Source organism: Mesorhizobium sp. M7A.T.Ca.US.000.02.2.1, from assembly GCF_003996995.1.
GTDB lineage: Bacteria > Pseudomonadota > Alphaproteobacteria > Rhizobiales > Rhizobiaceae > Mesorhizobium.
Map to the genome: position 1 here is coordinate 1 of NZ_RZTT01000254.1, position 8,999 is coordinate 8,999.

10 protein-coding genes and 1 tRNA gene are annotated in these 8,999 nt (G+C 61.3%); 7 read left to right on the plus strand and 4 right to left on the minus strand.

Translation table 11 applies throughout. From position 1 onward, the window contains the following. The 4 genes from EOD15_RS22015 to EOD15_RS22030 form a co-directional block, all read left to right on the plus strand. A partial coding sequence (locus EOD15_RS22015; protein ID WP_148129613.1) for a TolC family protein occupies nt 1-796 on the plus strand: 796 nt, incomplete at its 5' end. A gap of 16 nt (nt 797-812) precedes the next feature. Continuing rightward, a complete protein-coding gene (locus tag EOD15_RS22020; protein ID WP_127317823.1) occupies nt 813-2,171 on the plus strand; it encodes a copper oxidase in 1,359 nt (452 codons plus the stop codon). A gap of 41 nt (nt 2,172-2,212) precedes the next feature. Next, nucleotides 2,213-2,701: a cupredoxin family protein gene (locus tag EOD15_RS22025; RefSeq protein ID WP_127317825.1), complete on the plus strand. Its 489-nt coding sequence runs from the start codon at nt 2,213-2,215 to the stop codon at nt 2,699-2,701. Between the two features lie 24 nt (nt 2,702-2,725). Next, a complete protein-coding gene (locus tag EOD15_RS22030) occupies nt 2,726-3,010 on the plus strand; it encodes a copper-binding protein (RefSeq protein WP_127317827.1) in 285 nt (94 codons plus the stop codon). An 806-nt stretch (nt 3,011-3,816) separates the two neighbouring features. Here EOD15_RS22030 and EOD15_RS22040 read toward each other — a convergent pair. Further along, nucleotides 3,817-3,893: transfer RNA gene (locus EOD15_RS22040), tRNA-Met, on the minus strand. Between the two features lie 239 nt (nt 3,894-4,132). Between EOD15_RS22040 and EOD15_RS22045 the strand changes: the two genes are divergently transcribed. Further along, entirely contained in the window at nt 4,133-5,098 is a 966-nt protein-coding gene (locus tag EOD15_RS22045; RefSeq protein ID WP_127317829.1) for a Gfo/Idh/MocA family oxidoreductase, read from the plus strand. Between the two features lie 24 nt (nt 5,099-5,122). Here EOD15_RS22045 and mnmA read toward each other — a convergent pair whose 3' ends face one another. Further along, entirely contained in the window at nt 5,123-6,313 is a 1,191-nt protein-coding gene (gene mnmA, locus EOD15_RS22050) for a tRNA 2-thiouridine(34) synthase MnmA (RefSeq protein ID WP_127317831.1), read from the minus strand. A gap of 288 nt (nt 6,314-6,601) precedes the next feature. Here mnmA and EOD15_RS22055 point away from each other — a divergent pair, with 288 nt between their 5' ends. After that, nucleotides 6,602-6,877 (plus strand): DUF1153 domain-containing protein, encoded by a 276-nt coding sequence (locus EOD15_RS22055; RefSeq protein WP_013529904.1) that lies wholly within the window; start codon nt 6,602-6,604, stop codon nt 6,875-6,877. Nucleotides 6,878-6,939: 62 nt separating this feature from the next. On the opposite strand, the gene EOD15_RS22060 is transcribed toward EOD15_RS22055, so the two are convergent. Continuing rightward, on the minus strand, nt 6,940-7,866 hold the full coding sequence (locus tag EOD15_RS22060; protein ID WP_127317833.1) for an NADP-dependent oxidoreductase: 927 nt from the start codon (nt 7,864-7,866) through the stop codon (nt 6,940-6,942). Nucleotides 7,867-7,956: 90 nt separating this feature from the next. Between EOD15_RS22060 and EOD15_RS22065 the strand changes: the two genes are divergently transcribed. Beyond that, nucleotides 7,957-8,355, plus strand: a complete 399-nt coding sequence (locus tag EOD15_RS22065; protein WP_023809911.1) for a helix-turn-helix domain-containing protein — start codon at nt 7,957-7,959, stop codon at nt 8,353-8,355. 86 nt (nt 8,356-8,441) lie between these two features. On the opposite strand, the gene EOD15_RS22070 is transcribed toward EOD15_RS22065, so the two are convergent. Beyond that, nucleotides 8,442-8,819, minus strand: coding sequence for a flagellar export protein FliJ (locus tag EOD15_RS22070; RefSeq protein ID WP_013529907.1), 378 nt, complete (start codon nt 8,817-8,819; stop codon nt 8,442-8,444). Between the last annotated feature and the right edge of the window lie 180 nt (nt 8,820-8,999).

Consider the following 8,999-nt stretch of genomic DNA (forward strand, 5'->3'; position numbering starts at 1 on the left):
CGAACATGTCTTCTATGCCGAGATCACTGGTCAGGCGGCGGAGGCGCGGCTCGCCGCCCGGGCGGCCAAGGAAGAGCTCACCCGGCTGATGGGTCTATGGGGACCAGACGTCGATTACTCAGTCCCCGACACTCTTCCAGCCCTGCCGAAGGGCGCCAAGGCCAAACGCGCGATCGAGGGGGAGGCGCTAAAAAACCGCGTCGACCTTGAGATCGCGAAGCTTGAGCTGGAAGCGTTGGCGAAATCCCACGGCCTGACCGAGGTGACGCGCTACGTCACCGATCTCGAACTTCTCTCCGGCGTAGAGGTGGAACGGGAGGAGTCGGAAGAGGACGGAACGGAGACGAGTGTCTCCCCTACTCTGGAACTCGAGTTTGTCATTCCGATTTTCGATACCGGCAAGGCCCGCATGCGCAAGGCCGAGCTTGCCTACATGCAAGCCGCAAACCGGATGGCGGAGAAGGCGATCAACATCCGGTCCGAGGCCAGGTCCGCCTATGACGCCTACCGCTCGACCTATGACATCGCTCGGCACTATCGCAACAGTGTCGTGCCGCTGCGAACAAAGATCGAGGCGGAGTCGGTCCTCACCTACAACGGCATGATTACCAACACGTTCGAGCTTCTGGCGGACACCCGCGCGAAAATCAGCTCGATCATGCTTTCCCTCAACGCCAAGCGCAATTTCTGGCTGGCAGACGTCAATCTCGGAACTGCCATCCATGGCGGCGGCGCAAGCGCGCCCGGGGGCGGCGACGCACCGGCCGCGGCCGAAGCCGGCGCACAAGGCCACTGAACTCAAGGAGAAGAAAATGCTTTCAAGACGTCAGTTGCTAAGCGCGGGAGCCCTGCTCGCCGGCGCCACGGCATGGACCAAGACCTCGGCGATGGGTTTGCCGGACGCGGCGGTAATGGAGTCCCCGGACATGCAGCCACCGATATTTCCGACGAGCGGCCCGGACTACCAGCCGGTGGTGACGCTCAACGGCTGGACGCTGCCGCACCGCATGAACAACGGTGTGAAGGAATTCCACCTTGTCGCCGAAGCGGTCGAGCGGGAACTGGCGCCCGGATCGACTGCCTATCTTTGGGGTTATAACGGTCAGTCCCCCGGGCCGACCATCGAGGCGGTCGAGGGCGATCGGGTCCGCATCTTCGTGACCAACAAGCTGCCGGAGCACACCACAGTGCATTGGCACGGCATGATCCTGCCCAGCGGCATGGACGGCGTGACCGGTCTTACCCAACCTGGAATCCCCCCCGGTAAGACCTTCGTCTACGAGTTCGACCTCGTGAAGAGCGGCACCTTCATGTACCACCCGCACGCCGATGAAATGGTCCAGATGGCGATGGGCATGATGGGCTTCTTCGTCATCCACCCCAAGGACCCGAAATTCATGCGGGTGGACCGCGACTTCGTCTTCCTGCTGAACGCATTCGACATCGAGCCCGGATCCTACGTCCCGCGCATCATGGAGATGACGGATTTCAATCTCTGGGCCTGGAACAGCCGCATCTTTCCGGGGATCAGTCATCTTCCAGTGGCTAAGAACGACCGGGTTAGGGTCCGGGTCGGCAACCTGACGATGACCAATCATCCGATCCACATGCATGGCTACGACTTCGAGGTGACCTGCACCGATGGCGGCTGGGTCCGCCCCGAGGCGCGGTGGCCGGAGGTGTCGATCGACATCCCCGTCGGCGCCATGCGGGCGTACGAGTTCGAAGCCAAATACGAAGGCGACTGGGCGATCCATTGCCACAAGTCGCATCACACGATGAACGCCATGGGCCACGACGTGCCTACGCTTATCGGTGTCGATAACTCGAAGGTCACCGACAAGATCCGCCGGGTGCAGCCCGAATACATGGCGATGGGTGACCGCGGCATGGCCGACATGGGCGAGATGGAGATGCCGCTTCCGGACAACACCGTTCCGATGATGACCGGCTGGGGCCAATTCGGCCCCATCGAGATGGGCGGCATGTTCTCGGTCGTGAAGGTGCGCGAAGGCCTGTCCGCGAACGATTACGCCGATCCCGGATGGTACAAACATCCGGAAGGAACCGTGGCTTACGAATGGACCGGTGATGTTCCGGCCCCCACAAAGTCAGGCGACGCAAAGACGATGGCCCCGGCAGTGCACGGCGGTCACGGCAAGCAGGGATGACAAACCGAACCCCCTCAACCCCAACAAAGAGAGTGTGCAGCATGAAACAAATAATCGCAGCGGCCATTTTGATGGCGATCAATTCCGGAGCAGCTCTTGCCAGTGGCACCCACGCCGGAGGCCATGGAGACAAAGCTGCCACGATGCCGATCGGTAACCCTGGTGAGGCCGGCAAGGCCAAGCGGACTGTCAGCATCTCCATGTCGGAGAAGGACGACGGGACGATGTTGTTCCAACCGGCTGTGCTCAAGGTGAAGAAGGGTGAAACCGTTCGCCTGAAGTTCGTCAACAAAGGCAAAATTGACCACGAATTCGTCATGGACGTTCATGAAGGGATCATGGAGCACAAGGCGCTGATGGAGAAATTCCCCGAGATGGAGCACGCCGATCCCAACGCGATCCGGCTGGCGCCCGGTGCCAGAGGCGAGATCATCTGGACGTTCGCCAATGCCGGCGAGTTCGGTTTCGCCTGCCTGGTCCCGGGTCACTACGATTCCGGCATGAAGGGCGACATCACCGTCGCCAACTGAGTCAGAAACGCGAAGGAAGCAACCATGGCACTATTGGTAAAAGTACTATCGACACTCGCGCTCGTACTCGCCATTGGCGGGAGCGCGCTTGCGCAGGAATACGTGAAGGGCGAAGTCATCAAGGTCGACGCCAAACAGAAAAAGCTGACGATCAAACATGAGCCGCTGACGAATCTCGACATGCCCGCGATGACAATGGTGTTCGTCGTCGCGGAGGACGGCATGCTCAAGAAGGTCAAATCGGGTCAGGCGATCGAGTTTACAGCCGACCGCGTCAACGGACGCATCACGGTCACAGGTATCAAGTGATCCGGGACTAGCGCCGCGGGTTGAAATCAACCCGCGGCAACGCTCCGATCGGGCAATGCCATGAGCACGGGTGTCAGAATAAGGGGGCGGCGCAGAATGTAATCCAGAGATTTTCTTTCCAATCATCACGCTCGGAGCGGCTCAGAGGCATCACTATAGGATATTTTCGCGTACCCACGCTCACGTAAGCCGGGGAGGCACAGCGAACGCCTGCACGATGCCTACCGGTATCTTCATACCTGATGGCGCCACTCGCGTCTGTCTGCACGCTGAGCTTGACCGACGTCGCATCAGGAAAAATGGCGGTGTAGAAGACCAGTTGCTCCGCCGCTATCGAGGGCGTAGCCACCAAACGCCGGCAAAAAATGCAATGGCGCGCATGTCCTATTCCCGAGGATGGGACAGAATACTATCATCTATCGCGCCTATGTTCGAGTTTGCCGGACCAGCGGCGCATGGGAAGTGTTTTCCAAGAGCGCATATCGCCCCGAGCGATTGCGTTTCCAGATCTCCACTCACTCTCATCCTTGAAGATTCGGATCAGAATCGGATCGGCCGGTGTCATTTTCCGCCTGCCCATATCGCTGACGAGGCTTGCATTGATTGGCCGGTTTGCCTTGTCCGCGATGCGGCGGGCAAAGGCAGCTGTAATTGCGAGTTCAGGATGGTACTGGTGGGGTTTAGAACCCCGAGACAAAATACCTTTATTATCAATCAGTTAGAAGAATCAGGATTGTCTAGGTAGGTTTCTCCAAACCTTCTCGCCAAAAAATATACATTGATATCAGACGCTTATGTGGCAGTGATGGTAGCGGGAGAGGGACTTGAACCCCCGACCCCAGGATTATGATTCCCGTGCTCTAACCAACTGAGCTACCCCGCCAGGGCGGCGAAAGGCCCGAAATCCGCCTCAAATCGAAAGGCATGTCGGGGGCGTTCGCCAAGGTCGCGCGGATATAAGGTTGGGAGGGTGAGCCTGTCAAGCTTCGAAGCAACCGGCTTGCCGGCTTATCGTCATTATCGAAAAGCTTTGCCACGCGGACATTTGGTTGCCGCCGCCGGGGTTGAGTTCGAAGGGGCACGTCGCTATGTCTCGGCCACGAGTTTTTAGAGTTGAAACAGATGAAGCCGCGCATAGCAGTCCTCGGTTGCGGATACTGGGGCAGCAACCACATCCGCACTCTCAAGGCGCTCGGCGCGCTGTACGCGGTCTCCGACACCAACCGGGCCCGCGCAGAAGGCTTCGCCAGCGAGCAGGACTGCCTGGCGATCGAGCCGGACCAGCTGTTCGTGCGTGACGATATCGACGCCATCGTCATGGCGTTGCCGCCGCAATTCCATGCCGACCTTGCCGTGCGTGCCGTCGCGGCCGGCAAGGACGTGCTGGTGGAAAAGCCGATCGCTCTGACTGTGGCGGATGCCGAGCGTGCGGTGCAGGCGGCCAAGGACAATGGCCGCGTCTTCATGGTCGGCCATGTCCTGCGGTTCCACCCTGCCTTCGAGACGCTGAAAGGGCTGATCGACAAGGGCGAGCTCGGCGAAGTCCGCTACATCCACTCGCACCGGCTCGGCCTCGGCAAGTTCCACACAGAGAACGACGCGCTGTGGGACCTGGCGCCGCACGATCTGTCGATGATCCTGGCGATCACCGGCACGGAGCCGATCGAGGTGCGCGGCGAGGGGGCCGCCCTGCTCGACAATCTCAGCGACTTCGCGCATCTGCACATGCGCTTCCCCAACGGCCTGCGCAGCCATCTCTTCACCTCGCGTCTCAATCCCTATCGGGAGCGGCGGCTGACCGTGGTCGGCACCAAGGCGATGGCGGTGTTCGACGATGTCGAGCCATGGGAACGCAAGCTTGCCGTCTACCGACATGCAGTGTGGCAGGACAGCGGCCAATGGGCCTTCACCACCAATGAGCCATCCTATGTCGCGGTTGCCCAGGGCATGCCGCTGACACGCGAGCTGGAGCATTTCATCCAGTGCATCGAGACGCGTGCCGAACCGCGTACCAGCGGCGAGGAAGCGATCAGGGTGCTACGCATCCTGACCGCCGGCACGGTCACCCACACCAAGTCCAATTCCTGAAACGCGGATTATTCGGCGGGAATCTTATTCCGCGGGAATCTGGGCCGGCCGGGCGGCAAGCCGGGTCAGCATGGCCTCGGCCTCGGCGCCACGCTCCGAACGCTCGATGAAGCCGCCGCCGAACACGCGAGCTTCGTTGCCGTCATCGGAGTAGAGCACGCAGGCCTGGCCCGGCGCGATGCCGGATTCGCCGTCGACCAGTTCCACCCATGTGGCACCGGCACGATGATGCAGCACGGCCGGGCGCGGCGGCCGCGTCGAGCGGACCTTGGCGAACAGCTCCAGGCCGCCTGCAGGGACGTCTGTGAGCGGTCCGTCGCCCAGCCAGTTCATATTGCGCAGATAGATCTTGTGCGTCTCCAGCGCCTCGCGCGGGCCAACCACGACGCGAGCGCGGTCGGCATCGAGGTGGACGACGTAAAGCGGCTCGCCGGAAGCGATGCCGATGCCGCGGCGCTGGCCGATCGTGTAGCGCAGGATACCCTCATGGCGGCCGAGCACGCGGCCGTCGATGTGGACGATGTCGCCCGGATTGGCCGCAGTTGGCTTCAACTTGGCGATGATGTCGGAATACTTGCCCTGCGGCACGAAGCAGATGTCCTGGCTGTCCTGCTTGGCGGCAACCGCCAGCCCCATCTCCTCGGCGATGGCGCGAACCTGAGGCTTCGACAGGCCGCCGAGGGGAAAGCGCAAATAATCGATCTGTGCCTGCGTGGTGGCGAACAGGAAATAACTCTGGTCACGGTCGGCGTCGACCGGCCTGTAGAGCGCGCGGTGGGCGCCGTTGGCGCCGGAACGGATGTAGTGGCCGGTGGCCAGCGCGTCGGCGCCGAGCTCCTTGGCGGTGGCTAGCAGGTCGGCGAACTTCACCGTCTGGTTGCAGGAAACGCACGGGATCGGCGTCTCGCCGGCGACATAGCTCTCGGCGAAGGGATCGATGACCGCCTTGCGGAAGCGTTCCTCGTAGTCGAGCACATAATGGGGGATGCCGAGCGTCTCGGAGACACGGCGGGCATCGTCGATGTCCTGCCCGGCGCAGCATGAGCCGGCCCGGTGCGTCGCCGCGCCGTGGTCGTAGAGCTGCAAGGTGACGCCGACGACGTCGTAGCCCTCGCGTTTCAGCAGGCCTGCGACGACAGAGGAATCGACGCCGCCCGACATGGCGACGACGATGCGGGTGTTTTCGGGACGTCCGGGAAGATCGAGACTGTTCATGATGCTTTCGTTCTGCGCGGCGCCTCAATGCCAATGTCGAGAATATAGGTCAAGCTTTACCGCCGCGCCAGCGTGCAGGGCGATTCACCGGTTGCGGCCGATCTCCGCCAGGGGATGCATTTTCCCCGGCAAATCAGCGTTTGCGGGCAGATGTTTCAAATGCCGGCGAAAAGACTAACGCGGCGTTCATGATCCTTACCTAGTCATTAGGGTCTGCTTAGGCAATTTTTAAAGCTGTGGCGGTAACGTGGCGGGGATTGGGTCTTTGAGTTTTTTGTAGAGAGTACGATGACCGATCTGGTTAGACCGAGAGTCAAATATGTTATCGGGCCTGACGGCAGCCCTCTTACGATTGCCGATCTGCCGCCGACCAATACACGTCGCTGGGTTATCCGGCGTAAGGCGGAAGTGGTTGCGGCCGTGCGCGGCGGGCTTTTGAGCCTGGACGAGGCATGCCAACGCTACAAGCTCACCACCGAGGAATTCCTGTCCTGGCAGGCGTCGATCGACGAATATGGCCTTGCCGGGCTGCGCACGACACGCATCCAGCAATACCGGCACTGACATTGCGAATTTAGACGAAGGGCGCGGCTAACCCCGCGCCCTTCTGTTTTCACCGTTCCCGCTCAGAGCGATAGCACAACCTTGCCGATCGGCTTGGTGGCGAGGAAGGCGTGAGCGGCCCCTGCCTGGTCCAGCGGGAAGCTCTTCGCCACATGGACGGCGAGCTTGTTGGCATCGATCAACCGAGCCAGTTCCACCAGGCCCTCCCTGTCGGGCACGACGGACATACGCTCGACCCGAATGTCTCGCGCGCCGGCCTGGGCCCTGGTGTTGTCGCTGACATCGAGCAATGACACCAAAACGCCGCCACGCCTGAGCACCTTCAGCGAGCGTTGGGCGTGGTCGCCGCCCATTGGATCCAGCACCAGATCGATGTCGCGAACCTGATCGGTGAAATCGCCCCTGGTGTAGTCGATGACCTCGTCGGCGCCGAGTTCGCGGACGAAATCGAGCTTGCCCGGGCTGACCGTGGCGACAACGTAGGCGCCGCGCGCCTTGGCGATCTGCACCGCCAGATGACCGACGCCGCCGGCTCCTGCATGGACCAATATGCGCTGCCGCGATTTCAGTCCGCCGTGGCGAACAAGCCCTTGCCAGGCGGTGAGGCCGGCCAGCGGCAAGGCGCCTGCCTTGAGGTGGTCCGCGCCCTTCGGCTTCAGTGCGATTTGATCGGCAGGTACGGCAGCCAGCTCGGCATAGGCCGCCGCCTGCTTGGGAAAGCGCGGCATGCCGAATACCTCGTCGCCGATCTTGAAGCCGGTGACGCCGGCGCCGAGTGCTTCGACAGTTCCCGAGATATCCCAACCTAGGATGAAGGGCGGCTCGCCGAGCAAGGGGTAGTAGCCGGCACGGACGGCGCCGTCGACCGGATTGATGCCTGCGGCCTTGACGCGAACCAGCACTTCGCCGGCCTCTGGCGTGGAATCCGGCTGATCGGCGATGACAAGGACGTCGGGTCCGCCGACGGAATTCTGGATAACGGCACGCATTGAGATGTCTCCTGCTTGGTTGGCGCCACTATCATTTGGATAGTAATATTCCCTTGTCTAGTATGTACCTTCCTGATATATACGCACCTCATGGATAGTGAAGATGATTGCGGTTTTGGCTATGACGCGTTCCGGCGGACGTGTCCTTCGCACACCGTGCTGGAGATGCTGGCCAGCAAATGGGTCTATCTGGTGGTTTGCGCGCTGCGCAAAGGCCGGCTTCGCAATGGCGAGCTTGCCCGAAAGCTCGAGGGCATCACGCCGAAGATGCTGACTCAGACGCTGCGGGTGCTCGAGCGCGACGGCCTGGTGCGGCGCGAAATCTTCCCGGTCATTCCGCCGCGCGTCGAATATGAATTGACCGAGCTCGGCCAGAACCTGGCGGGGCTGCTTACCCAGATCAGGTCATGGGCGGAGCAGCATGCGCCGGATATCAAGGATGCCCGTGCAAGGGCAATTGCCGAGAGTGAAGGGGATTGGGCCGCGTAGGGCGGGTTCATTTTTCCCGCCGGAGCCGCAAGCCGCGACAATGCGCCAGCCTGATGGCGAGCGTTGGTGCGGCAAACCGCCAGGTCTTAGCCGATCATGGCGCTGCGGCCACCGACTTCGGCTTCGCGGATCTTCGTGTCGCGCGATTCCAGCATTTCCGCCTTGGAAAGCTCCGCTTCAGCTTCGCCGAGTAATGATTCGGCGGCGCTTCGCTGCTGGGCGAGGTCGCTTTGGGAATTCCTGAGGTTGTCGCGGCGCAGGCGAGCCGCCTTGGCGAAGGTCGGATAGGCGAAATGGTTGATGTCTGTGATGCCGGCCTTCTTTTCCTCGGCGGTGATCTGAAGCTCCAGCTCGACGGCCATGCGTTCGAACTCGGCGATCATCATGTCGAGCTGCAGCAGCTGCCGCCGCTTCTCATTCACCTGAAACTGTTTCAGCCGAACGAGGTTTTCACGTGACTTCATGATTCGGTACTCCCGGAAACGCACACCCGCACTTATCGTCCAAACCACCTGGAAACGCCCAGGCCGCACCCGTGTCCACCGCCTTTCCCCGAACTATGGGAAACAAAACCCTAAAGTTTTTTGCCGGCGGTAACCATTCGTTTACGGGCATTGTTAATCATACGGGTCAGGACTTAAGGC